General features: G+C 43.9%; 22 protein-coding genes. 13 read left to right on the forward strand and 9 right to left on the reverse strand.

Features of this window, described 5'->3' with window-relative positions; all coding sequences use genetic code 11:
* The 8 genes from ACRRS1_RS14080 (at nucleotide 1) to ACRRS1_RS14115 (ending at nucleotide 8,309) form a co-directional block, all read left to right on the forward strand.
* Entirely contained in the window at nucleotides 1–951 is a 951-nt protein-coding gene (locus ACRRS1_RS14080; RefSeq protein WP_432452547.1) for a 3-hydroxyacyl-CoA dehydrogenase family protein, read from the forward strand.
* A gap of 17 nt (nucleotides 952–968) precedes the next feature.
* Entirely contained in the window at nucleotides 969–1,934 is a 966-nt protein-coding gene (locus ACRRS1_RS14085) for a cyclase family protein (RefSeq protein ID WP_432452546.1), read from the forward strand.
* Nucleotides 1,935–2,024: 90 nt separating this feature from the next.
* Complete coding sequence (locus tag ACRRS1_RS14090) at nucleotides 2,025–3,212, forward strand: acetyl-CoA C-acetyltransferase (protein WP_432459681.1); 1,188 nt, start codon at nucleotides 2,025–2,027, stop codon at nucleotides 3,210–3,212.
* Nucleotides 3,213–3,305: 93 nt separating this feature from the next.
* Entirely contained in the window at nucleotides 3,306–4,250 is a 945-nt protein-coding gene (locus ACRRS1_RS14095; protein ID WP_432452544.1) for a 3-keto-5-aminohexanoate cleavage protein, read from the forward strand.
* Nucleotides 4,251–4,399: 149 nt separating this feature from the next.
* Complete coding sequence (locus ACRRS1_RS14100; protein WP_432463532.1) at nucleotides 4,400–5,374, forward strand: LysR family transcriptional regulator; 975 nt, start codon at nucleotides 4,400–4,402, stop codon at nucleotides 5,372–5,374.
* A gap of 135 nt (nucleotides 5,375–5,509) precedes the next feature.
* On the forward strand, nucleotides 5,510–6,997 hold the full coding sequence (locus ACRRS1_RS14105) for a sodium:solute symporter family protein (protein ID WP_432452542.1): 1,488 nt from the start codon (nucleotides 5,510–5,512) through the stop codon (nucleotides 6,995–6,997).
* Nucleotides 6,998–7,387: 390 nt separating this feature from the next.
* Nucleotides 7,388–7,810, forward strand: a complete 423-nt coding sequence (locus ACRRS1_RS14110) for a VOC family protein (protein ID WP_432459683.1) — start codon at nucleotides 7,388–7,390, stop codon at nucleotides 7,808–7,810.
* 46 nt (nucleotides 7,811–7,856) lie between these two features.
* Nucleotides 7,857–8,309 (forward strand): DUF1499 domain-containing protein, encoded by a 453-nt coding sequence (locus ACRRS1_RS14115; protein WP_432467545.1) that lies wholly within the window; start codon nucleotides 7,857–7,859, stop codon nucleotides 8,307–8,309.
* A gap of 62 nt (nucleotides 8,310–8,371) precedes the next feature.
* On the opposite strand, the gene ACRRS1_RS14120 is transcribed toward ACRRS1_RS14115, so the two are convergent.
* Complete coding sequence (locus ACRRS1_RS14120) at nucleotides 8,372–9,748, reverse strand: PLP-dependent aminotransferase family protein (RefSeq protein ID WP_432467544.1); 1,377 nt, start codon at nucleotides 9,746–9,748, stop codon at nucleotides 8,372–8,374.
* 102 nt (nucleotides 9,749–9,850) lie between these two features.
* Between ACRRS1_RS14120 and ACRRS1_RS14125 the strand changes: the two genes are divergently transcribed.
* Together ACRRS1_RS14125 and ACRRS1_RS14130 are read left to right on the forward strand one after the other, a co-directional pair.
* Nucleotides 9,851–10,744: an EamA family transporter gene (locus ACRRS1_RS14125; RefSeq protein ID WP_432467542.1), complete on the forward strand. Its 894-nt coding sequence runs from the start codon at nucleotides 9,851–9,853 to the stop codon at nucleotides 10,742–10,744.
* Nucleotides 10,745–11,105: 361 nt separating this feature from the next.
* Nucleotides 11,106–11,423 (forward strand): hypothetical protein, encoded by a 318-nt coding sequence (locus ACRRS1_RS14130; RefSeq protein ID WP_432452537.1) that lies wholly within the window; start codon nucleotides 11,106–11,108, stop codon nucleotides 11,421–11,423.
* A 134-nt stretch (nucleotides 11,424–11,557) separates the two neighbouring features.
* Here ACRRS1_RS14130 and ACRRS1_RS14135 read toward each other — a convergent pair whose 3' ends face one another.
* Genes ACRRS1_RS14135 through ACRRS1_RS14145 form a run of 3 tightly spaced genes read right to left on the reverse strand, consistent with a single transcriptional unit; the run spans nucleotide 11,558 to nucleotide 14,460 of the window.
* Nucleotides 11,558–12,547: a diguanylate cyclase gene (locus ACRRS1_RS14135; protein WP_432467540.1), complete on the reverse strand. Its 990-nt coding sequence runs from the start codon at nucleotides 12,545–12,547 to the stop codon at nucleotides 11,558–11,560.
* Between the two features lie 58 nt (nucleotides 12,548–12,605).
* Nucleotides 12,606–13,790, reverse strand: a complete 1,185-nt coding sequence (locus tag ACRRS1_RS14140) for an MFS transporter (protein ID WP_432452535.1) — start codon at nucleotides 13,788–13,790, stop codon at nucleotides 12,606–12,608.
* 37 nt (nucleotides 13,791–13,827) lie between these two features.
* The gene (locus tag ACRRS1_RS14145; RefSeq protein ID WP_432467538.1) at nucleotides 13,828–14,460 is read right to left on the reverse strand and encodes a LysE family translocator; all 633 of its coding nucleotides are present in this window, start codon (nucleotides 14,458–14,460) and stop codon (nucleotides 13,828–13,830) included.
* 1,120 nt (nucleotides 14,461–15,580) lie between these two features.
* Between ACRRS1_RS14145 and ACRRS1_RS14150 the strand changes: the two genes are divergently transcribed.
* Both ACRRS1_RS14150 and ACRRS1_RS14155 read left to right on the forward strand, forming a co-directional pair.
* Nucleotides 15,581–16,537: a helix-turn-helix transcriptional regulator gene (locus tag ACRRS1_RS14150; RefSeq protein WP_432452533.1), complete on the forward strand. Its 957-nt coding sequence runs from the start codon at nucleotides 15,581–15,583 to the stop codon at nucleotides 16,535–16,537.
* Between the two features lie 116 nt (nucleotides 16,538–16,653).
* The gene (locus tag ACRRS1_RS14155; protein WP_432452532.1) at nucleotides 16,654–17,853 is read left to right on the forward strand and encodes an MFS transporter; all 1,200 of its coding nucleotides are present in this window, start codon (nucleotides 16,654–16,656) and stop codon (nucleotides 17,851–17,853) included.
* 319 nt (nucleotides 17,854–18,172) lie between these two features.
* On the opposite strand, the gene ACRRS1_RS14160 is transcribed toward ACRRS1_RS14155, so the two are convergent.
* Together ACRRS1_RS14160 and ACRRS1_RS14165 are read right to left on the reverse strand one after the other, a co-directional pair.
* Nucleotides 18,173–18,409, reverse strand: a complete 237-nt coding sequence (locus tag ACRRS1_RS14160) for a hypothetical protein (RefSeq protein WP_432463541.1) — start codon at nucleotides 18,407–18,409, stop codon at nucleotides 18,173–18,175.
* A 237-nt stretch (nucleotides 18,410–18,646) separates the two neighbouring features.
* The gene (locus tag ACRRS1_RS14165) at nucleotides 18,647–19,549 is read right to left on the reverse strand and encodes a LysR family transcriptional regulator (protein WP_432467536.1); all 903 of its coding nucleotides are present in this window, start codon (nucleotides 19,547–19,549) and stop codon (nucleotides 18,647–18,649) included.
* A 91-nt stretch (nucleotides 19,550–19,640) separates the two neighbouring features.
* Between ACRRS1_RS14165 and ACRRS1_RS14170 the strand changes: the two genes are divergently transcribed.
* Entirely contained in the window at nucleotides 19,641–20,624 is a 984-nt protein-coding gene (locus ACRRS1_RS14170) for an NAD(P)H-binding protein (protein WP_432467534.1), read from the forward strand.
* Nucleotides 20,625–20,949: 325 nt separating this feature from the next.
* Here ACRRS1_RS14170 and ACRRS1_RS14175 read toward each other — a convergent pair whose 3' ends face one another.
* The 3 genes from ACRRS1_RS14175 to dinB form a co-directional block, all read right to left on the reverse strand.
* The gene (locus tag ACRRS1_RS14175; RefSeq protein WP_432467533.1) at nucleotides 20,950–21,939 is read right to left on the reverse strand and encodes a transposase; all 990 of its coding nucleotides are present in this window, start codon (nucleotides 21,937–21,939) and stop codon (nucleotides 20,950–20,952) included.
* A gap of 224 nt (nucleotides 21,940–22,163) precedes the next feature.
* Entirely contained in the window at nucleotides 22,164–22,487 is a 324-nt protein-coding gene (locus tag ACRRS1_RS14180) for a cupin domain-containing protein (protein WP_432459690.1), read from the reverse strand.
* Nucleotides 22,488–22,878: 391 nt separating this feature from the next.
* Nucleotides 22,879–23,946, reverse strand: coding sequence for a DNA polymerase IV (gene dinB, locus ACRRS1_RS14185; RefSeq protein WP_432467531.1), 1,068 nt, complete (start codon nucleotides 23,944–23,946; stop codon nucleotides 22,879–22,881).
* Nucleotides 23,947–24,041 lie beyond the last annotated feature (95 nt).

The following is a 24,041-nucleotide window of genomic DNA, read 5'->3' on the forward strand; positions in this document are numbered from 1 at the left end:
ATGAATAGTTTAGATATCAAAAACATCACCATTGTGGGTGGTTCGGGAATGATGGGAGTGGGTATCGCTCAAATATTTTCCGGCGGTGGTCGTAACGTCACCATCAAGACCCGCAATGTTTCAAACTGTACCGCTATTGAGGATATGTCAGCTCAACTGGATATGTTTGTTCGCGAAGGCCTGCTCGATGAGAGCAAAAAGGATGGCATTCTCGATCGCGTATCAGTGACTGCTGATGCCATTGAAGCCTATGCAGATGCCGATTTAATCTTCGAATCGGTACCAGAGGTCATGGAAATCAAACATGCCACTTTTAAAGAGATGGAAGAGTACGCCAAGCCCGAATGTATTTTTGCCTCTGGCACCTCGGTCAAGTCAATCACCGAAATTGCCGCTGCCGTCGAAAAGCGAGACCGGGTGATTGGTATGCACTTTTGGAATCCAGCGGTATTAATCCCACTGGTAGAGGTGATCCGTACTCAAGCAAGCCGCGATGATATTGTTAGTAGCGCGATGCATTTGTTGCAGGAGTGCGGTAAAGCCCCTGCCGAATGCAAAAAAGATGTTCCAGGATTTTTAGCCAATCGATTACAACACGCCCTATGGCGTGAAGCCTTCTACATGCTCGATCAAGGGATTGCCGATGCAAATACCATCGATGAGTGCATCAAAAATTCTTTCGGTTTTCGGCTGCCACAAATTGCACCGTTTGAAAACGCAGACATGGTCTCAACCGAACTCAGCTTGAATATTCACAACTATATCTTTGAACATCTGTATTCAGGACTTGAGCCAAGTACCAAGCTAAAGCAACTAGTTGCCGAAGGGAAACAAGGGTTCAAAACTGGAGAAGGCTTCCAGCACTGGAGTGAAGCCTCTGCTACAGAATCAAAGAATCGACTATTTCAATACCTGATTGATCAAACTAAATACAGACAACAAAACGCCTAATTTAACGGAGAAACAAGATGTCCAACCATAACTTTTTTAAGGGTAAAACCATTGTTGATTTGTCTCACCCAATTGGCAACCAATCACCACAGTGGCCTTATTTTCCTCAGCCAGAAGTCTCTCGAGCACACGGCTTAGCAAAATCAGGGGTTCTGACCCAGTATTTTAAAATGCCAATGCACTGCGGTACCCACGCAGACTCCCCCCGTCATGTGATTGAAACTGAGTTTGATGGTCGGCGAGCTCGCTATACCCATGAAATGGAACTCAGTGCCTATTGCGGCGACGCCGTATGCCTGGACCTTTCTCACCTTGAGCAATGGACCCTGATCAAAGCCGAACATCTAGATGAAGCATTGGCTAAGACCGGCGTCACGCATCAAGAGCTACAAGGAATGATTGTCATCATATATACCGGCATGGCTCAGAAATGGGACGACAGCAAACAATACTACCATTATGCCACTGGCGTCGGTGCATCAGTGGGCCACTGGTGTGTACGCCACGACATTAAAGCGCTGGGAGTTGACCAACAAGCCCTTGACCACCCACTGCATACCTCTATTGCAGAGAAGTGCGCCGGACATCTTTCAATGAATCTGGAAGGCTATTCCGGTTTACCACTCAAAGAAGAATATATTGCCAAATTTGGAATTGAGGAATACGCCCACTTTGATCGTGAGCTGTATAAAGAAATCCATGGCGAAGCTGCATACCAAGATCTGTATGGCTTAGTTGAATCGAAAGGCCTGTGCAACGGTGTATGGGAACCCTGCCATAAATTATTACTAGGCAACGGTAAAGTTGGCTGGGAAAACGTTGGCGGTAATGTGGCAAAAATTGCAGGCAAACGCTGCACCATTATTGGCACACCGTTAAACCTTTACTGCGGTGACGGTTCGATGACTCGCCTGATGGCCATCATTGATGACAACCAAGTCAATCCAGTTGCCGATCGTGTCTATCCATTTGGCGATCACTAATATCGAGTTTGATCCCTCTGCTCAGGGGATGAGCAATGCGCTCTTGCCTAGAGTGAGGTAGCAGTGGGATCTTTTTTTGAGGTTACAAATATGAAAGATGTAGTCATTGTAAGTGCCAAACGCACTGCAATTGGTAGCTATCTCGGTGCATTTGTGAATGTATCGGCGATAGAACTTGGCACTGTCGCGGTCAAAGCGGCGATTGAAGCGGCAGGCATACGACCTGAGCAAGTTGACCATGTGGTTTTAGGAAATGTGCTTTCTGCAGGCCTAGGACAAAATCCGGCTCGGCAAGTCGCCAAATTAGCTGGGATCCCCGATGAAAAAACTGCCAGTCTCGTGTCAATGGTCTGTGGTTCGGGTTTAAAAGCAGTGATGGAAGCAGCCAATCAAATTCGTACTGGTGAGGTCGATATAGTGGTTGCTGGTGGAATGGAGTCGATGTCGAATGCTGGTCACTTATTGCAATCCCATCGTATCGGCATCAAAGCGGGCCATGCAAAGTTAACCGATACCATGCTGTGTGATGGCTTAACCGATGCATTTGGCGGATTCCATATGGGCATCACTGCCGAGAACCTTGCCAAACAGTACGATATCTCACGTGCAGAGCAAGACCGCTTCGCCCTTCAGTCGCAAAACCGAGCAGAAGCGGCAATCACATCGGGACGATTTAAAGATGAAATCGCCCCAGTCGTGATCCCTTCACGTAAAGGCGATGTGGTGGTTGATAACGATGAATTTCCACGCTTTGATTCAAGCTTAGGCAGTATTTCGAAACCGAAACCGGCCTTTATCAAAGATGGTTCCGGTACGGTTACCGCTGCAAATTCCTCGGGCTTAAACGATGGCGCAGCGGCATTAGTTCTGATGAGTAAGCAAAAAGCAGCTGAACTAAAACTACAACCTTTGGTTGAAATTGTCGCCCAAGCTTCTGCCGGTGTCGATCCTCAAACCATGGGGTATGCCCCTGTTCCTGCGAGTTCAAAAGCGCTACAAAACGCGGGTTTAAACATTCGCGACATCCAATTAGTCGAAGCAAATGAGGCCTTCGCCTCCCAAGCGCTCGCCGTAACAAGAGGTCTTGATCTTGATCCAAGCATCACCAACGTCAACGGTGGTGCCATCGCACTTGGCCATCCAATTGGTGCTTCAGGTGCTCGCATCTTGGTAACGCTGGTCAATGAACTGGTCAAGCGTAAACAAGAGCATGGCCTTGCCACCTTATGTATCGGCGGTGGCCAGGGAGTTGCCGTTATTGTGAAACGACCTAACTAACACTCACTTCTCCACACCCAAAACAAGGTATACGAAATAGACAACATTGCTTGTTTGCTTCAGTGCACCTTGAATTTGGGTCAGGAGGACAAAATGAAGGGAAATTTAATCATGAGTTTACAAAACAAAAGAATATTAACCGTCGCGTGTACTGGTGCATGGCCGAAGAAAGAGATGTTTCCTGACGTCCCTGTGACACCACGTGAACAAGCCGACGAGATCATCGCTTGCCATGCTGCAGGGGCATCTATTGCGCATATTCATGTGCGTGATACACAGCAAAATGCATCGATGGATATCAATGCGTTTCGTGAAACCGTTCAATATATCCGAGAAGCTAAATGCGACATCGTCATCAACTTGACCACATCTGGAGGGCTGGGTCTTGAAGATGAAGTGCGTATGCTACCTTTCCAGGAATTACGCCCTGAAATCGCCACCTTTGATGCGGGTACCATGAATTGGGCTCACAGCTGTATTTTTGAAAATAATCCGGTTTTTCTAGGTAAACTCGCACAACAAATGCCTTTAGTTCAGGTCACCCCTGAAATAGAAATTTTCGACATTGGCATGATCCATAACGTGTTGTTTTATCGCAACAGCATCAACAAACAAAACCAAAAAGCCCAACAGGAAGGTCAACCGGAAGTACACAACCCATTTTTAACACCTCACTTTCAATTTGTGCTCGGAGCGCCTGGTGGCTCACCTGCCGAAGTGCACATCTTACTGCAAATGCTCGATGAAGTACGTCGTCACTGGGGAAGCAACTTCACTTGGGGCGGATTAGGTATTGGACGAGGCCATTTGCCAATTATCAACGCTTGTATTGCACTTGGCGGTCACATACGAGTCGGTATGGAAGACAACGTGTACTACCGTAAAGGCCAATTGGCAAAATCGAATGTTGAATTTGTTGAGCGCACTCAGCGCATGCTTGCCTGTAACGACTTACAAATTGCGACTCCTGATGAAGCGCGACAGATCCTTAAGTTAAACAAAGCTAACTTCCCAAGCTGGAAAAACTATTCGTCTTAAGTCACTCGATTTATACGATGCCTATTGGGGAGGTATTTTAATTAAACTCCCCATTTTTAGAGCTAGAGCTCAATAATGAACATGGATGATTAAGTACAACAGTTAAGTTCAATAAGATACGTCTAACCATTTAATAACTCGAGAACATTATGTTAGATGAAAACTTTAAAAAAGGCTGCACACACAACCAAGCAAATAACATTGACCCACAACAACTTGTAAGAATGTTATTTTTTATTGAACTGATAAATGCTGGTTCCATCACCAAAGCAGCTGAAACACTAAATATATCAACCAGTACCGGTTCGCGTTGGTTGAATGACTTAGAATTAGATCTAGGCATTAGTTTATACCAACGAAATAATCCCAATGAACGATTAACCGAAGCCGGCAATTTTCTATACAGTAAATTTTCTGAAATTACCGATGATATTAATTTAATGATCAACGAACTAACCCATTTCACCACCGAAACACGAGGCAATATACGTGTCTGTTGTACCCCAATTTATGCTGAAAATGTGGTGATGCCAATCGTCAGCGAATTTTTGGAAGATAACCCTTTGGTGAATGTGCAACTCACCGTCACGCCCCGCGGCATGGAACATTACAAAGATCACGATTTTATTATTTCGGCCATATCAGGCAACGCCAAAAGCAAAGATGCCGATCTTCTATTAGTTCGGCGAAACTTACTCACTCAAAAATTTATTACGGTAGCCTCGCCAGAGTATATTCGAAAAAATGGAGAACCATTGGTTCTTGACGAATTAAGAAATCACCGTTGCCTTTATTCTAAAGCACTGCAAAACCAAAACATTTGGATCTATAAAGACAATAATGAGGCGGTTCCAATAAAACTAGAAAAATATGTCGAATTGTCTGACGCAAAAATGATGCTATCGGCCTGCCTACGCTCATCTGGGATTACCTACCTTCCCGAATTCATCGTCACCAGACACATTAATGAAGGACGCTTAGTTCGTTTACTCCCCGATTATGACACAGATGATTGGTTTTTAAACATTTATTATTTACCACAACGATTCATGACCCATTCAACTAAATTATTTAAAGACTTCCTACTCTCTAGAAACAGAGAAAAAATAAATGAAATGAAGTAGCGATCACCACCCATGAAAAAACCATTCCCATGGATGAAATAAAACAATTTTATAAAAGTGATCATCTTAAAAAACTATTTATATGAATAGTTGATAATAAAAAAAACATTATAAACGTGAAACAAGGGGTAAGAAATGAATACCGTTTTAATCATGGTAATAATCTACAATGTGGTCGTTATCGGTGGCATAGGATTATACCTGAATAAACAAGAAAGACAGTCTGGTGTGGTAATGGATATGGCAAACGGCGGACGAGATGCAAATCTTGCGATGTTTTCTATAACCTTGGCCATTACTTACTTGGGCTCGGCGCATGTCTACGGTTTAATGGAAATGTCGTTTAGCGTTGGGGCTGTAGCGCTGTGGTTCAGCTTTGCGCACACCATTCTGATGTGTGTAATCTGCCTTGGCACTGGCCGCTGGGTGCGTCGCCTAGGCTGCTCTACCATTCCCGAACTGATTGGTACCATGTACGGCAAACAACTACGAACGATTACCGCTTGTGTTGGAGCAATGGTGGTGTTTGGTTTGGTAACCTTAGAAACACAAACAATGGGCATAGGTATTTCCGCCATTAGTGGTTGGTCTCTCGGCTGGTCGGCGGTTGTTGGTGCTGCAATTGGCACAGCGTATGTGATGATGGGTGGCATCAAACAAACCATGTGGGTGAACTTAGTCAATGCGGTGATCATGTATGGCTCAATCATCTTAGCTGGCTGTTACCTTACATTTGCCCTTCCTGGGGGGTGGGAAGGCGTACAGCAATACTATGTAGAACACGGTGAAACATTTAAATTAAGCATCTTTGCGACCCCCGATCTATTGTTTGGCTTTGCTTTAGCCGCGATTTTCTCTGTGGTTTTCGCTCAATCGGTTAATCAGCAAGGGATGGCAGCGGCGATGTCGGCCAAAGATGAGCGTACCATTCGTCGCTCATTATGGATAGCCGCCCCTATTAACGGGTTGTTTGGGGTGTTCCCTGTATTATGCGGTTTAGCTGCAGCCACCATTCCAGAGTTTTCCGAATTAGGACCTAAACTTGCGGGGGCAACCATGGTGGTAAAATTACTGCCAACGTGGTTAGTGGTATTAGTACAAGCAGGATTTTTAGGAGCCTTATTATCCACCTTTGCCATGTCTGCGCTCGCACCCGCAACTATTTTTGCCAAAGATATTGTTGGTGCCAATAGTAAAAAACCACTGAGCCCGTTAAAAGAAAAGCAGATGATCCAAGCTATCATCCTGATTATTGGAATCATTTCTGCTGGACTCACTTTATTCAACCAACCCAATGTGATTAAGGCGATTACTTGGTTATTTGCTTGGTTAGTCCCGTTATTCTTTATTATCTTGGCCGGTTTGTTTTGGAAACGTAATGCTTCTGCAGCCTTTACCGTTGTCGTATGGTCTTGGGCGGTTAACTGCGCATGGTCTATTACACCGCTAAAAAACGCCATTGTTGAACTCTTCCCAGCAATGGGCGTTCTCGAAAATGCTCACCTGGTAGCCATTGTTGCCTCACTAAGCACCCTGATTTTATTTGGTTTAGTCAAACACAGCGACAAACCGCTCTTTGCCAAATCTGATGTCCCTACGATTATCGAAGGAGAAGTACTATGAATATCGCCACCACACTGACCTTAAACGCATTTTGCGTCATCATGATCATCGTGATTTGTTCGGTCACCATCACCAAAGTTTTTAACATGTTCAAGGGAGATTAAAGCATGGATCAAACGACCTATTGGATGTTAGGCGTTATCGCCGTTGGGCTTGTGTTTTACTGTTTTTCCGTCTATTTCGCCAATCAAGCTGAGTAGATTTTTCTCAAAGAGTAACCACCCGGTTACTCTTTTCTATGCCTGTCGCTCAGTTTGCCAATACTTTGAACATCTTCAGATTAATACACTTATGTTCTGTTATTTCAATTAGTTAAAAAGATAAATATTGAGCAGGACAGCACCAAATAAGCTATGCTTTGATATCTCTCCTAGCAGCACGGAATTCATTTTGAAGCAGAGTATCGTTCATATCGCCTTGGTCGTGAAAGACTATGACGAAGCCATCGATTTTTACGTCAACAAACTAAAATTTGAGTTACTCGAAGATAGCTATCAAGCCGAACAAGATAAACGTTGGGTGGTGGTTGCGCCGCCAAACTCTCAGGGAGTAAGTTTGTTACTGGCCAAAGCCTCAAAGCCGGAACAACAGGATTTTATCGGCAATCAGGCCGGTGGACGAGTATTCTTGTTTTTAAATACCGATGATTTTTGGCGAGATTATCAGCGTATGCTCGATGATGGTATTCAGTTTATACGTCAACCCAAGCAGCAAGATTATGGCTTAGTCGCTGTGTTTGAAGATCTATATGGAAACCGTTGGGATCTATTACAACTCAAACCAGATCATCCCATCGCAATACGAACCGCTTAATCGCATCGACTGGCAATGCTTTTGAGCTAAATAAAAGGGATCAGGGATGAAGAAACAAGTGTTCTGCCTACTGCCAAGCCTATGGCTACTCACTGCCTGCTCGGGTAGCGCACCAATGCTTGGCGTGCATCAACAACTGCTGCAAGCCTGTCCCGATTCGCCTAACTGCGTAATCAGCCAAGCGGCAAACGATGGCAACTATATTCAGCCTTTAGTTTACCAAGGAACGATGCTGCAGGCACAACAGCGTTTACTACAGATCCTCAAAGCCGAGAAGCGTAGCCATATAGTGACTCAACAAACCAACTACCTGCGAGTAGAATTTCACTCCGCATTATTTGGCTTTGTCGATGATCTTGAGTTCTATCTGCTTGCTCAACAAAACGAACAAATCCTAATCCATGTTCGCTCCGCAGCGCGCCTCGGATATTATGATTTTGGAGTAAATCGCCAACGCATCGAACATATTCGCCGTGAATTAAGCAATCAAACAAAATAGACTGACAACAGCGTCATCATTACCGTGAAATCAACAGAATCCTTAAGTGGCTTGCAATTTAATTAGCAATGCACACTATGACCCATGATTGCCATCAATCTATCGAGTTGTTGCTTTAGGTTTTGATCTAGTGGCCAACCCATATTAAGCCTTAAGCAGTCTTGATAACGTTGCGATGCAGTAAACAGCTGGCCGACGCGAATATCCAATTGAGCACCTTGAGCAAGCTTTATTAGTTTCTGAGGATCTAACCCCGGGATCTGCAACCATAATACTAAGCCACCATCAGGAGCGGTGATGCGACTCGACGGAGGTAAGTGCTGAGTCAGGTAGGCAAGGTAGTGCTGTTTTTGTTGCTGAAGCTGATAACGTACTCGCTTCATATGTTTAGCGTAATCCCCTTTGTCAATGAAATCAGCTAACGCAAATTGGAGTATGGTCGACACCCCAAAACTTCGTTCGATAAACGCCTGTCGATAACGACCAGGACGGCACCATCCAACACGAAGACTGGCTGACAAGGTTTTTGAAACCGAACCACACCAGAGCATATAACCCGATTGATCATAATAGCTGGCTGGCAGTGGCATTTGAGTTTGGTGAGACAGCTCCAAGTATATGTCATCTTCAATCATAGGGGTTTTATAATCTGCAGCAAGCCTCGCCAAGCGTTGCTTCTGCTCAACAGACATGGTGATCCCCTGCGGGTTCATATGGCTAGTACAGAATAAACCCGCTTGCACTGTCCCCTGTTGTAAATGCGCTTCTAATTGGGCTAAATCAATCCCCTCTTTGAGTGAAGGAAGCTCAACAATTTGTAGCCCCAGCACTGACAATAAGTCCAGCAAGCCGTCATAACAGGGCGAGCTTATCGCCACCGAATCGCCCGGCTGAGTACAAACTTCCAAAGCTCGGCGCACCGCATCCATACAACCGTGCGTAATCACCAACTCTTCGGCCTTCAGTAGCAAGCCATTTTGAGTAAAATGTTCGGCCAAAACCTGCCTTAACACCGGCTCACCTTGTCGCGCTGGATAATCACCAAACAACGCACTGGTTTGTCGAATCGCGGCTCGAAGGCTTTTATTTACCAATTGCAGCGTACTGTCATCTATCGCCAATTGCGCTCTTCCCAAAGGACCATCTGGCACCTGCGAGCGATGCGCTTGAACTCTAGGTTTAGCCACCTTGCTCGTAAATCCTTGCCAATCTGGTTGCCGCAAATTTTGGCTTCGGGCACTCACAAAAAAGCCAGCTTGGGGACGAGCAACTAACCAGCCTAGAGCTTCCAGCTCTTGATAACAACTCACCGCGGTGGTCATACTAATGCTTTGCTGATTGGCCAACCGGCGTAGCGAGGGCATTTTCACTCCAGCACTCAACTTGCCTGCTTCAATATCATCAATAAATTGTCGAGCGATTTGCTTATATTTTGCCATAGCCAGCCTAACTGTACCCTATATATGATAAATAATTGTATCTGTACTTGTTTTATTCAACAAGTGACACTAGCGATAAATATCGATAAGGGATAAAGCCAGATGAAACTAAGGGATTTATTGTTAAGCCTAAGCGTGATGGCCATATGGGGATTTAATTTCTCGATGATCAAACTGGGGGTCAGCGAGATCGATCCGCTATTGGTTGCTGCAATGCGCTTCTTGTGTGCAACTTTCCCGCTGATTTTATTTATTAAAAGGCCTGAGGTTGCTTGGCGCCATTTAATCGCCTATGGCCTGGTTTTTGGCACTGGAGTCTGGGGTATGGCTTCTTGCGCCATCACCTTTGGCTTATCTTCAGGAATGGCCTCTGTGCTATTGCAAACCGATGTGCTGACTAGCGTATTCGCTGGCGTTTGGTTTTACAAAGAACGAATCTCTTCACGAATGAAGTTGGGCATTGGCATTTCCCTGCTCGGATTAATCGTATCGCTCCTCTACACCAATGGCAATGTCACACTACTCGGCATTCTATTGATCTCAATATCGGCTATTTGCTGGCCGCTCGCCGGGGTGATTATGAAACAATCGGGGACGACTGCACCTTTTGCGTTTAACATTTGGGGAATATTGTTTGCGCCACTACCACTACTCGCTTTAAGCGTGCTCATTAATGGAGTTGATGTGCTCGCAACCAGCTATCAACATTGGACCAGCAAGGCATGGTTATCGGTACTATTTCAAGCCTACCCCACTACCGTATTTGGTTATTGGGTCTGGAACAAAATGTTACTCAAATATCCTATGAGTCTTATGGCACCGTTTACGCTACTGGTCTCTGTATTTGCCTTATTTAGCGGCTACTTAGTCTATGGGGAACAACTTAATCCTACGCAATGGGTGGCTTGCAGCGCCTTCTTGCTTGGGATCGCCTTGGTGGTTTACCGCGGTCCCTTGGGTATTACGATAAAATCAACCTCAACCAAGCCATTATAAAACACAACAACATTGCCCCCCTTGTAAAAAGGGGGCCCGGAACGGCACGCTAGATTCGACAAATGGCTCTCAGCTTAACCATGATCTGGTATCAGTTTTCAGCTCCTTCATTAAATAAAAAAGTATAGGATATATAAGTCATTAGCTTATGATCACGCTAACAAATTAGTGGATTAGACATGTCATTTATCTGGTTAGAGACTACAATAATATTTGTCATATCGCAGCTTTGTTCCGCAAGACTTATTGCGTGGTTGAGGGCACAGTACAATTAAGTTAAATTGGTAAAATTATCACTTAATTTAATTGCCAAGCGGTCGATAACTAAGTTGTTGAAAAGAATCGAAAGGAGAGTCAATTCATGTCGATAGCCCCTGTAGGCGGAGCCAATAACGCATATCTAGTGAATGCGGCCATGCAAGCAAAACAGAACAACAACATGGAATCTGCTAAACCACAGCTGTCAGTCGCCAACGATGGGCCAGCCAAGCTTGAACAAAATAAAGTTGAGACCAAGAGCAGCGATTCAGAACCTAGTACTATCACATCTTTTGGTTATGGCGTGTTAGGTATGGATAAACCTAACGAAGTAGAAGAGACAGAAGATGGTGCCTATACCGCTGGGCAAGTGCTGAAAGCCATCGGTACCGTCGGTAGCATTATCGCCATCTTGGTGTAGCAGATAAAGCATCGCGTATGAAGGCATAAAGCCACTTAAGTTTTCTTAAATAGAGCACCAAGTTAAGCGAAGTATTAACGATTAAGAGTATGCGACGGCGGGACCTTAACCGCCATCAAGCACCAAAATCATATCTATTTCGCTTTTAAACAGAATTCTTGAATCACATATTTAGCATCTAAGTTCGCAAGATCAATCACTTCAATATTCTTGGTTAATTCTTCCACATCTAATATCACGGTGCAGTTTCTTCCAGCCCGTTTGGCCTCATATAAAGCCAAATCGGCACACTTAATCGAATCTTTAATATCATAATACGGGCTGAGCTGAGTCACTCCAAACGAGGCTGTCACCCCAAGCTCTCGCCCCTGATGTACAATCGACGACTCCGCCAATTTCAACCTAATTCTTTCAATCACTTGCGTCGCCTCTTCAAGCTTCATTTCAGGCATCATAAATAGAAACTCTTCACCACCAAATCGGGCGACGGTATCATGGCGTCGAATTGACTCGCGAAATAACGAAGCGGTATGTGCTAAAACCAAGTCACCAACATCATGTCCATAAGTGTCATTGAAATCTTTAAACTTATCGATATCGGCCAATACAATGCAACAATTTGAGCCGATGACACGTTGCATACGATGCTTTTCATTAGTCAGCACAATATCAAGAGTGCGTCGGTTCATTAGCTTGGTGGTGTCGTCAAACTGGTGCTTATGAATCACCGAAAACTCAAAAATCATCAGCACCATATCCACAAACTCGTTTTGAATTTGAAAGAAGCACTCTAGATCGGCAGGAGAAATTTCCCCTCGTTTAGCCAAATGACTCAACAATACTTTAGCGCAATCATGTAACTGTTGGTGAACGTCATCAATATTAAAAAATGCCTGTTGATGAAATTGCTCATCTTCCAAGACATGTTTCATCCAGCGACCAAAGGAACAATGTGAGTGCGCATCATCGGCGACAAAGTCTTGCTCGTGCATCGGTTGACGTAATACCAAGGCCATACCAATTTTATGGGACCATTTACGATGCTCTAACAGCGCATACTTAATGTCATGAGATAGAACCTCGAACTCTTCTTGGTTTATTCGTTCCAATAAGTGCTCTAGCATTATTTAGATCCCTATCAACTTTATTATCGACACCAACAACCCTAAGCTCACAATTGCGTTACTCACTAACCACTGAATGCTTCACTTTAGCAATCAGTAAGGTTTCGTATTCGGGTGTGGGATGGCGAGGCACCAATAAAGCAAACATCAGCGATAAAATCGCAATCACTGCACCACACCAAAACACCATAGAAGGTGAATATAACCAAATAAATCCTAACAAGGCGGGTAATACCACCGCTGCAATATGATTAATCGTAAAACTCACCCCAGCAGTACTCGCGATATCGGCGGGCGCTGCAATTTTTTGAAAGTAACTTTTTATCGCAATCGCCATAGCAAAGAATAGATGGTCAATCACATATAACGTTGCGGCCCATTCGGCTTGCTCAACCAAGGCATAGCCTGCAAACACAAAGAATAACCCACTGTACTCTATGATGAGTGCTTTACGTTCGCCTACACGCCCAATTAAACGACCGATTTTCCCTGCAAAAAAGATATTTAAGACTTGATTGACCAAATACAACAGCGCGATATCGGATACCGAATAACCAAACTTTTCGACCATTAAAAAGCCCGCAAATACCACAAATATTTGGCGGCGCGCACCGCTCAGAAACACCAAGGTATAAAACAGCCAGTAGCGAGAACGCAAAATCAGCGTTTTATGTTGTTCGTGCTCGGCGGTGTAATGTGGAAAACGTAAAGCAATCAATAAGATCGCCAAAATTGTAAGTCCACCAAACATGGCATATAAACTGGAATAGGCAAGGTCACTATATTCCAATAAACTCCATAATAGACTATAAGCAAGCACTGCCGCCGCGCCGCGCACCGCAATTGCTTTTCCCATGAATTCGGGGGTTTCAGATTTTGGGACCCATTGTAAGGTAAGTGATTGGTTCACTGTTTCGAAATAATGAAACCCGACCGACATCAGCACCGTGGTAAAGTACAAACCGTACACACTTGGGAAAAAGCCAGTTAAGCTAATCCCAATCGCCAAGATCAATAAACTTAACAAGGCAAAGGTTTGCTCTTTAAGTAACAACAAAACAAAGATGGCGGTAAAGGATAGGAAACCAGGTACTTCACGTAAGCTTTGTAAGATCCCAATTTCGCGTCCACTAAACTGAGCCACTTCAATCGCAAAATTATTCAGTAAAACCATCCAAATGGAAAAACTAAAAGGCATTAAAAATGCCATCATTAACAACAATTGCTTTTTAGAACGATGCATATACTTCCTTGAATACAAACCAAACGGCTTGCATTAACTAACTGATTTTAGCGAGCGCTAGACGGATCCCAAACCACATAAATAAACCGCCAAGGCAACGATTAAGCCAGTCTCTAAACTGGTCACTCACCCGTACCTTGTCACGAATCACCACACTGCACCAAGCCAGTAAATGACACCAAATCATTCCATTGAGATTGAACACTAAACCCAGAACCAAAAATGCCAAGGCTTTATTGTCGGCGTTAGAGGCAATAAACTGGGGGACAAAAGCCAAGAAAAACAAGGCCACTTTAGGGTTCAAACTGTTACTTAAAAAACCCATGCGGAAAATTTTCAAATAACCGCTGTCTGGTAACGCACATTCCTTGGTGACAATATTAGCTTTGGTGAATATCATGGTTAAGCCCATCAACAATAGATAAAGACAACCAAGTATTTTTATCAGCGTAAAGGCTGTAGCTGAGCTGGCTAATATAGCAGACAAACCAAAAGCCGCAGCAAAAATGTGTACAAAAGTCCCACAACCAATTCCCAAGGCCGCCACTGATCCCGCTTTCAAGCCTTGGCTTGACGCTCGAGCCACAACATAAAGAGAATCCGGTCCGGGAAGCATATTTAGCAAAATCCCAGATCCCACAAACAACCAAAAATCGGTGATCCCTAACATGGTCGTAGAACTCTAATAGTCACCTGCACCTCAAAAAAAAATCAAGCGTAACATAACTGGTATGACAAGTGTTAATGTTAAATCTACCAGCAAAATGCGCAATTTAATTAACACGCGTAAAAACAAAGTATTATTTGAAAAAATATTTCATAAAAATTATCGAGAACCAGCTAAAACAGGAATAAAACAAATAATAAAATTGCTATATGTATCAATCTCATAAACTTAGATGTGATGTTTTATCGCTGTCGCTTATCGCTCCTCTCGTGAAGCCCGGCCATCAAGCAAGTAATATGTCTTGGCAAGCAATTGCACATCCGGCCACGCTTGAATCAAACAATTATTTAACAGCCAAAATTCAATAAGCTTTAAGCTCCGCAATCACGATGACAAGCAATGACAAATTGGCACTATCGAAGCGCATCAAAACCAAGCTGCCTTTACTTCATCTGACTCAAGTCTAATTCGACACCTTACTATACGTAGAAACGACTATACGTAGACACCCAAAAAACATAGGTTAACTATTTAAATAATTAAAGTTATTTCGCAGATAAGTATGGGGCCGGCTTGTTAGTGAGCACTACATTCAGAAATGAAATCATCGCCGCAATCGACTTACTGGGAACAAGCATGTCAGAGCTGACTCACCAACAACTCAGTTTTTGCAGGCTCTTTTAGCAAAACCACGACAAGCGTTACGTGCTTAAAATACCACCCTCATATCAACATGACTCAAATCAGCACAAGCGGTAAAAAATTACCCAAGCGATTGAAAATTGAACTCATGATAGAATTTACGCGCAAAAACACCCAACTTTTATGTCCCCCAGCTAAACCAGACTCTTAACCGTTGATTTGCCTAAAACCTGAGTTTAATCATCGCCTTTTAAAAGCTTGTAAGACTAAAAACCGCCATTTAGGAAGCGATGTAAGGCTTAACTGGGAGCATAGGAGCGGTGCTTGCAGTCATCGGTGTGTCCATACATCTGTTGTTTATTTCTATTATGTTTTAGGTATTAAACCTGAACGACACCCAAAACAAATAGAAATGAGAACTACTTTTGTTTGAGTCTATTTTGATGAATAATGAGATCCCCTTTTATCATGGGTTAACCAAGTGGAACGTATTGTCATTGGTCATCAAGATGTAGAACCATTATTTCATCATCAAAGTACTGGTTTAAAATTTAAGGTTTGTAATCCCGCTGGTGCCTTGAGTTTTTACTCTAAGCACTTGTCCGACGATGTCGCATTTAGTCGCAATCAGGTCTTTTTTAAGCAATTTACTCGTATTGAAAGAAGCAGTCTGTTAGGGGCATTTTATGTGTCTATTTTCTTTATGCAAAAAGGAATATCACACTCTAAAATGCAGAGTTGGAAACACCCCGAACATTTTTTCGCGGGTAAATTTTGTTTAAGTTTTTCACCGGAATCATGTGGCTTTTCAGAGTATGCTGCTCATCAACTAAATCTCAGCTATGGGCTTCATATTAAACTACCTTATTGGCGTAATTTTGTTTTACAAGATGAGCGCTTAGGTTTGCACAAGTTGTTTCAAAATATTCTTAACCCTAGCCCTGAACCAATATTGTTGTCTGGAACGATTAACTCACATATCACGCAATTACTCACTTATTGTAATCAAACTCAAGATCTTACTCGTGACCATGATGAACTGATTCAAGACTTGCTTAGTGCTGTATTAGATGAGATTGCAATTCGCTATTGTATCGATGAAAGTCGACTTGTGCTGAATTCACAGGACATACAAAAATTACAAATGGTGAAATACATATTAGAGCAAGAAATGCAGGAGCCACCTTCATTAAAAAACTTAGCTCATCGTGTTGGCTTAAATGACTTTAAACTTAAAAAAGGTTTCAAAACCATCACCCAACAAACGGTTGGTCAGTATTTACTTAGTCTGAGAATGCGCAAAGCAGCGCGCCTTATGCTCGAATCTAATCACCCCATTATTGATATCGCGGGACAAGTTGGATGCAACAATCATGGGCATTTTTCAGTGGCTTTTAAAAAATACTTTGGTCAAAGCCCTCGGTCTTATCGCGCTTAAACGTGGTCGATTGAGAATAGAGTATCATTCCCCCCTCCGATAATCCCTTTTTGAGTAGTTCGGTCTTCTGCCCTTGTTTACCATTTAATTCGATTAAATCAATTTCGAGGTAGACCGTGAATAAACAAATCAAACTTTTCCCTTTATTGTTAGCTAGCATGCTATGCGCCGCGACCATGCAAATTTTTGCTGTGGTGATCGGCCCTATCAGTCGAGCGCTGTCTATGCCTGAATGGCAAAGCGGCCTGATGGTCACAATGGCCGGTTTTGTTTGGTTAATGACTTCGCGAGCATGGGGAATAAAAAGTGATCGTTTAGGCCGAAAGAAAATTCTACTCTGGGGCTCTTTAGGTTTAACTCTAAGTTACCTTGGTTTGGCCATTTTTACGGAATATTCGTTGCAAAATCACAACGAAATTTGGGTGATGTTACTGATTTTTATTGTATTAAGAGGCATGATGGGGGGATTTTTTGCAGCCATTCCGGTTGCAAATAGCGCACTCATCGCCGATCACTATGAACCAGCAACTCGAGGACCCAAAATGGCATTGTTGGGCGCATCCAACGGCTTTGGTTTGGTTCTTGGCCCACTCATGGCGAGTTTTATTGTTGGCGATGGTTTAACTCACCCCTTATTTCTCGGTGGGTTTCTAGCAATGTTAGCCTTACTCATCGTTTATTTTGGCCTCCCTCAGACACAAGTGATAAGCGCAGCCCCCAAAGCGACCGTTCGCTTGTTTGATCCTCGTTTACGCTTACCCATGTTAAGTGCATTTATTAGTATGAGTTGTGTGATCACTTGCCAAATCGTAGTGGGATTCTTTTGTCTTGATGTGTTGCACCTAGACAATCAATCTGCGGCTAAAGTATCGGCACAAGCGATGGCCTCTGTAGGAGTTGCACTTATATTCACCCAAATAGTCATTACAAAGTTAGTTTATATTCAGCCGAAAACGTGGTTAAGCACTGGGACATTAATCGCTGCGATAGCCATGGTATTGATGTTTTGGGTCTCGACTCCCATTCATCTTATGGCCGTGTATGCCCTTATTGCAGTGGGGCTAGGCATGGTATTTCCTTCTATACAAACTTTAGCGGCTAATGCAGTGACGAATTCAGAGCAAGGGGTTGCGGCAGGAAGCCTAGGTGCGGCGCAAGCGATGGGGACTTGCCTTGCGCCACTAGCTGCGACTCTCATTTATACACTCTCTCCTTCTCTGCCCTATTTGCTATTTGGCTTGAGCTTAGCGGTATTAAGTGTATTTTCGTTTTATTCCGCAACAGATACCTCTGCAAAGGAGATGTTAGAAAATTAATGACGAATCGTTCATCCATCCCTTTCATTCGCTTTTCTTAGCGACTCAAAACGCAAGATGATGGCTATATTTTAGTAAACCGTGCCAGCTGCTATACGCTGGCTTCGATTGACCAATGATACAGCTGACCAAATCCCTACTCGATAAGAACAGCCAGCGCTCACTAAATCAGGATGGATGATTCATGGTTTTACGATGCTGGGGAGAGTCTAGCTTTCAAGCTATCTGAACAGGCATCATGAATTCTTAATCAACAGGGTTTCGCTAATTGCCATATTGCGGCTCAGTTTATCTTCAATGACTCTGAATTATCGGGTGATTACTGAAACTCATCACCTTGGTTTGCGAGCGTTTTACGACCACACTTCTGGCAAACCAAATAACGGTCTATGAGATCCAGTGAAGCGCCAACAGGGCTGGCTTGGCCAGCAAAAAAACCTTCGATAAAGGCTTTTATTTGTTCTTTTTTAGTCGTGCCATATTTGGAAGGTTTTTGTTTAAGTAACTGTTGATGCTCAGTTTGTTCACCACATGTCTGACAAAATTGGGTTAACATCTATACACTCCTAGCAGCATATCCCCCCTTAAGCTATGAACGGACATTCATAGCAAAGGCGCAAACCACCGAGGGGAACCAATGATTAATTATGAATTAGAAGCTCATGACAGATAAAAAGCAAGATAATACCTTTAATCATCAAATACATAGAATTTTTTATAAGTTTGCTCATCCCCTCAAGCGCAAGCAATAAGGCGCTCACATCACTAGGGTCATGCCAAGCTTAGCCAGCGTTTAGTCAAATGATTGAAAATAAGTCCTAAATCCATCAGCCAGAGCCTCAAATACCCGCACACATGGCTGACTGTTACGCAGGTCTTCATGCATGGTGACCCATACATCCATCTTTAGCTGAAAGGCTTCGGCTAAAACAGGCACCAATTTATCATCACCTTTTGCCAAAATCGCCTGACAGATCCCGATGCCAGCTCCTGCACGAATCAACGCTAATTGTGCGAGATCACTGTCACAACTAAAAACGAAGTTTTCTCGGTCAAGCTCTGGCGGTAAACTTTTAGTCAATTTACGAATAAAATCACTCAATGAATCAAAACCAATAATGGCATGTTGGGCGAGCGCCTCAACACTCTCCGGGTAGCCAAAGCGCTCAAGATAGGCAGGGCTTGCATGTAAAGCTAATACAGAGTGGCCCACTCTACGAGCAACCAGTTGAGTTTGCTTTGGTCGAAACATACGAATCGCAATATCAGCTTCGCGATGCAGTAAGTCTTGTGCTTGGCTCGATAATACCAACTCCAATTTTAAGCCTGGGTACTGCTGCTGTAGTGGTGTAATAATATCCGGTAATAAGGCAACCCCCACCACCTCACTGGCGGTAATTCGAACCACGCCACCTAGCTCCTGCTGTTGACCTGTAGCAACTCGCTCTATTGCTGCAGCGGTGCTCGCCATCACTTCCACCTGGCCGCGTAGTGCTTTGGCTGCATCGGTAGCCAATAATCCGCCCGGAGAACGGATAAACAAGCTAAGTTCCAGTGCCTTCTCAAGAGCGGCAATATGCCGACCGATGGTGGGTTGAGTGGAGTTTAATGCTCTCGCTGCTGCCGATAAGGAGCCCTGCTGTAATACAGCGAGAAATGAACGATAGAGTTCCCAGTCAATATTGCCACTATACATAAATGCATACCTGATCGTTTGTTTTGCTCAATTTCATTTAGCTAACAATAATACTATGCTCTCCCCATCAAATGAATAGAGGTTCAAAACAATGACAAATCAAGCAAAAGTATTAGTGCTCGGCGCAACCGGGGGGATTGGCGGGGAGCTCACTCGACAACTACTTCACGCCAACTGGCAAGTGTGTGCCATGACCAGAAACTTAAGCCGCGCCAAGCAATCACAAGCAGGGGTCCAGTGGATGAAAGGTGACGCACTGAATGCAAGCCAAGTCGAAGCTGCAGCCCAAGGCTGTGACGTGATCATTCATGCGGTAAACCCTCCTGGTTATAAAAACTGGGAAAAATGGGTACTCCCAATGTTAGACAATACCATTGCCGCAGCAAGAAAAGTTGGCGCAACCATCGTATTGCCCGGCACCGTTTATAATTTTGGCCCAGAAGTATCTTTACAAATTGATGAAAACACACCGCAGCACCCGCAAACGCGTAAGGGGCGGATCAGAGTCCAACTAGAACAGCGTTTATTCAACTATGCACAAAATGGCGGTCGAGTCATCATTGTACGCGCTGGAGATTTTTTTGGTGGCCAGCCGGGTAACAACTGGTTTTCCCAAGGACTCATCAAACCTGGCCAAGCGGTAAGCACAATCAATAATCCAAGCCAAAAGGGAACTGGCCATCAATGGTCTTATATACCTGATGTTGCCCAAGTGATGCGACAACTATTAGAACGTCGTCACCAACTTGAAGCCTTCGCGGTATATCATATGGCTGGACACTGGGACGCCAACGGCCGCCAAATGGTGGAGACCATTCGCGATGTAGTTCTTCAACATAGTGGTAAAACAGCCAATATCCGCAGCTTTCCTTGGGGAGTAGTCAAGCTTATTAGTCCTTTTAATGCCACCATGAGAGAACTACTAGAAATGCGCTATTTATGGCAACGGCCACTTCAGATGAATAATAGCAAACTGCTCGCAGAGCTCGGTGAAGAAGCTCATACACCACTAGCCTTAGCGGTAGAACAGACTCTCATTGGCCTACAATGTTTACCTGCCGCCGCTCCAACTTAAGGAATGTTCATTGAACAAGGCTGTCGAAGTTATTCGAGACGAAGTTATCTGAGACAGCCATCTTAAGAAGTTATCTGAGACAGCCATCTTAAGGCTAGTTATCTGAGAGAAGTTATCCGAGACAGCCATCTAAAGGCTTATATTCATCCGCCACCATCAAGCGATATAAATCATCTCTCATCCGCATAAAAGCAGCCTGATGCTGAAAATTGCAATCTTAATACACGTTTTTACAACGAAAATCTGCAACAAGCAAGACGGCAAGCGCTGCGATTCTAGATAACCTGAATCACTCGCAAGTTAATGAAATTTAACCTGTAAGTTCTTAACCTAGCTCCAGCCAGCGCTTGGCAGCTGCCATGCCTTTAATTCGTTGTTGCTTGTGCTCACGCTTGTAGCGTTCTAGTGAATGCCCAGCCCCAACCACACTGGCAAAGTGATGCTCTAAGCCTGTACTCAAGGCTAACCAGCTTTCTTCATCGATTTGTAAGCGCTGTAAAATGGGCGCTTGTGCATCATCGATATACCCACGTTTATCTTCTCTGATAACGCGGCCGGTGAGCTCTACCAGTTGCAGATAATCTTGGAGCTCAAAGGGTAAACCTTCGGGCATGGTTTCTCTGGGGTTACCGACAAAAGGCATTAGCGGCTTGGGTTGCTGACCTTGTTTGGCTTGCTGAATGCGCTGTTTGATACTGGTGTGGTCCGAGGTTTCAGGCGTACTTGCCATATTTGAGCGAACCGGGTTTAAATCCACATAGGCCATACAGGCGGCAAGAGCTGCTTCATCGAGTAAGGCTTGTGATTTAAAACGGCCTTCCCAAAAGCACCCAGTGCATTGGTCTTCTTTATTGGCAGCTCGAGCAATATGTTCATTCAAATGGCGCATAAACCAGCTTAAATCAAAAAGGCGAGTCCGATACACTTCGGCGGTGGCGTGAATGGCCTGTAGTTGCACCTCACTTAACTTCGGACGTAACTCAGAATTAAGATACATCTGAGTCAGTAAGGTGCCTTGGTGCAAACGATGCCAGCGTTCCAAGACTTCATCCATGGACCAGGCTTCGGCTTTGGCCTTATTGATGTGCAATACCACATGGGTGTGATTGCTCATAACTGCATAAGCACAGACATCAATGGCAAAAACCGCAGTAAGTTGCAGCAAATAATCTTCCACCCACTGGCGGCGGTGCTCATAGCTTTTACCTGTGTGTTGGTCTTTACCGCACAAAAAAGCCCGCCGAACACAGCGGGAAACACAGTGATAATAAGGTGTATCCGATAAGCTCACTTGCGACTGTCTTGACCGAGGCATGGCAATAACTCCAAAAAAACACTATTGATAGTTTAGACTATTACCGAGTTCTGGCTAGTTGAGATGGCTGTCTAGTTATTTGCTGTTGAGATGGCTGTCTAGTTATTTGGTTATTTGAGTTATTTGCTCCGATCTCCGGATATATGTCAGCGAACCGATCTTCAATCAGGAGTTGCAAAACACGGGGTGTCCATAAATGTCTCAATAATTCTTTTAACTGGCTGTTACTCAAGAACTTTTACGCCTTCCATTTGTGAAATAGTAATATATATGCTCGGCTCTAAAGCCAATACCGAATGATCTGTACTCGCGCTAATAAGAACAAAATCATTTGCGGCATAAATTTCTGAGTTGATTTGTAAACGGCCTTCAAGAACATATATTTGTTCCCAGCCAGGATGATTGTGCAACGGCAGCTCTGCATGAGCTTCAAATTTGAGTATTGCCGTTCTACCATTTTCAGTTTTCTCTGATAACCAAAAAAATTCAACACCAGAAAATGGAGTTTTTGACCATTTTATATTTTCGTTCATACGAGGGCTTATCATATATTTTCTTTACATAATTATTAGTGGATATAAGAGGATGGTAAGACAGAAAAAATTCCTAGAATTTATAAAATTTGATTGCCTTTGAAGGCTTTGTAAGTTAACGCTGCATTCCAGCGAACCCCTCATAATTTCTAGTAAATTCAATACAGTAGACGCACACTCGTTGTTTAATCTAATTAATTTCGTCAAAACAAATTCTATCTAAGCCTACACGGAGGCAGTCAGGATGCGCGAAATTCAAATCCTACACCAAATGCTTATTGAACTAGGGCGGAATAGTGTGGTAACTCGATACAGCAGCCAACAAACGATGAGGCATTAGAGCAATCTGTCGGTTCGGTCCACAACCAGATGTAAGCACTGACAGGCTAAGTGCTGAGGAATCCACTTAATCACTAAAAGGCAAGCTCAACTGTGCCGACTCTGTTTGCTGCTCGTAAGCTAAACCAATATGTAAGCCAACTAAACGCACCGCTTTGCCCTTACCGCGCGCAAAGGCTTGATGAAACAGCTCCACTAAGGTTGATTCATCAATCTGTTGGCACTGCTGCTCCTTGGTAGTTTGCTGAAAATCGGCGAATTTTACTTTTACCCCTAACTTATTCATCTTGGCCTGTCGTAAATGTTGCTCGCTACGCCGCCGTAACTCAGGTAACAAAGCCAGTAAACGCTCAACGACTAAGCTTTTATCTCGCTCATCTTGGGCAAAAGTTCGTTCTACCGCCACCGACTTACGTTTACGGTCATTACTTACGGCTCGCTCATCGATCCCTTGACAACGCAACCATAACATCTCACCAAACTTACCAAACAAAGTCTGCAGTTTATCGCGTTTGGCACGACGAATATCTCCGCCAGTATATAAGCCATGGTGATGCAGCTTTTCAATACTCACCTTACCAACACCCGATATTTTCTCTAGGGCGAGTGTTTCAATAAATGCCGAAACCTGCTCGGGTTTAATCACATATAGTCCGTTAGGCTTATTTAGGTCGGACGCGATTTTTGCCAAAAATTTGACCGGCGCTACACCAGCCGAAGCGGTTAATCCGGTGCAGTTATAGATATCTTGGCGGATTTGCTCAGCAATTAGAGTCGCCGAACCATGACAAGTCTCACACGCACTCACATCAAGATAAGCTTCATCGAGGGATAAAGGTTCGATCACTTGAGTATAAGTGGCAAAAATAGCCTGTACTTGCTGGCTGACCTCTCGGTACAAACTCAGCCGCGGCGGCACTAAAACCAATTGGGGACACAGTTGTAGCGCTCTATGGGTTGGCATTGCAGAGCGAATACCATATTGACGGGCCAGATAATTACAGGTTGTTAATACGCCTCGACCGCTACTCAAGCCACCTACGGCTAAAGGAAGGTTCGCGAATTCGGGTTGCTCACGCATTTCCACCGCAGCATAGAAACAATCCATATCCACATGAATGATTTTACGATTCATTAAAGTCATAAGTAAGCAAATACGCCACAACAACTGTATATAAAAACAGTATAGTTATGCGTTTACCAAATACAAGCCTTTCCTCATAAGAAATC

This window comes from Agarivorans sp. Z349TD_8, from assembly GCF_050870825.2.
Lineage (GTDB): Bacteria > Pseudomonadota > Gammaproteobacteria > Enterobacterales > Celerinatantimonadaceae > Agarivorans.

Coding starts and splice junctions, on each gene's coding strand:
- ACRRS1_RS14080 (WP_432452547.1), top strand. CDS start 1: ATGAATAGTTTAGATATCAAAAACATCACCATTGTGGGTGGTTCGGGA.
- ACRRS1_RS14085 (WP_432452546.1), top strand. CDS start 969: ATGTCCAACCATAACTTTTTTAAGGGTAAAACCATTGTTGATTTGTCT.
- ACRRS1_RS14090 (WP_432459681.1), top strand. CDS start 2,025: ATGAAAGATGTAGTCATTGTAAGTGCCAAACGCACTGCAATTGGTAGC.
- ACRRS1_RS14095 (WP_432452544.1), top strand. CDS start 3,306: ATGAAGGGAAATTTAATCATGAGTTTACAAAACAAAAGAATATTAACC.
- ACRRS1_RS14100 (WP_432463532.1), top strand. CDS start 4,400: ATGTTAGATGAAAACTTTAAAAAAGGCTGCACACACAACCAAGCAAAT.
- ACRRS1_RS14105 (WP_432452542.1), top strand. CDS start 5,510: ATGAATACCGTTTTAATCATGGTAATAATCTACAATGTGGTCGTTATC.
- ACRRS1_RS14115 (WP_432467545.1), top strand. CDS start 7,857: ATGAAGAAACAAGTGTTCTGCCTACTGCCAAGCCTATGGCTACTCACT.
- ACRRS1_RS14120 (WP_432467544.1), bottom strand. CDS start 9,748: ATGGCAAAATATAAGCAAATCGCTCGACAATTTATTGATGATATTGAA.
- ACRRS1_RS14125 (WP_432467542.1), top strand. CDS start 9,851: ATGAAACTAAGGGATTTATTGTTAAGCCTAAGCGTGATGGCCATATGG.
- ACRRS1_RS14130 (WP_432452537.1), top strand. CDS start 11,106: ATGTCGATAGCCCCTGTAGGCGGAGCCAATAACGCATATCTAGTGAAT.
- ACRRS1_RS14135 (WP_432467540.1), bottom strand. CDS start 12,547: ATGCTAGAGCACTTATTGGAACGAATAAACCAAGAAGAGTTCGAGGTT.
- ACRRS1_RS14140 (WP_432452535.1), bottom strand. CDS start 13,790: ATGCATCGTTCTAAAAAGCAATTGTTGTTAATGATGGCATTTTTAATG.
- ACRRS1_RS14145 (WP_432467538.1), bottom strand. CDS start 14,460: ATGTTAGGGATCACCGATTTTTGGTTGTTTGTGGGATCTGGGATTTTG.
- ACRRS1_RS14160 (WP_432463541.1), bottom strand. CDS start 18,409: ATGTTAACCCAATTTTGTCAGACATGTGGTGAACAAACTGAGCATCAA.
- ACRRS1_RS14165 (WP_432467536.1), bottom strand. CDS start 19,549: ATGTATAGTGGCAATATTGACTGGGAACTCTATCGTTCATTTCTCGCT.
- ACRRS1_RS14170 (WP_432467534.1), top strand. CDS start 19,641: ATGACAAATCAAGCAAAAGTATTAGTGCTCGGCGCAACCGGGGGGATT.
- ACRRS1_RS14175 (WP_432467533.1), bottom strand. CDS start 21,939: ATGCCTCGGTCAAGACAGTCGCAAGTGAGCTTATCGGATACACCTTAT.
- ACRRS1_RS14180 (WP_432459690.1), bottom strand. CDS start 22,487: ATGATAAGCCCTCGTATGAACGAAAATATAAAATGGTCAAAAACTCCA.
- dinB (WP_432467531.1), bottom strand. CDS start 23,946: ATGAATCGTAAAATCATTCATGTGGATATGGATTGTTTCTATGCTGCG.